Annotated in this window: 1 protein-coding gene; it reads right to left on the bottom strand. The window is 48.8% G+C overall.

Annotation, left to right across the window (positions count from 1 at the left end; genetic code table 11):
* Positions 1 to 53: 53 nt before the first annotated feature.
* Positions 54 to 346: hypothetical protein (locus AC0L3U_RS38755; protein ID WP_473365016.1), on the bottom strand; the 293-nt coding region annotated here is incomplete at its 5' end.

The following is a 346-nucleotide window of genomic DNA, read 5'->3' as shown; positions in this document are numbered from 1 at the left end:
AGCGGCGATTTTCATGCGAATCACAGATTGATAGAGCGAAGGTTACTTTTCGCCTAGGTGTTTTTTTTTGCTGCCATAAGGCTATTCAGGTCGCTGTAGGTATATGCGTCCAATGGATACTCGAAAAGCTTCCCCGTTCGCAAGAAGCTCGTTGCTATCGCCTTGTTGGCACCGTATAAGAACTCAGCGATGCTGGATCCGGCGCTTAGCCGGTTGACGCCTAGACTCTTCAATTGATCCATACTGGGCTGGCCGTTCCAGGCAAGCAGGTTGACAGGTAGCACCGATCTGATTTTGCGAAAAATCGAAATGGCAAAGAAGGTAGCAAACAAGCATGGAATCGACC

The organism is Bradyrhizobium sp. Kon69 (genome assembly GCF_055807515.1).
Note: the sequence above shows the minus strand (reverse complement) of the source record. Positions and strands in the feature narration are given on the sequence as shown.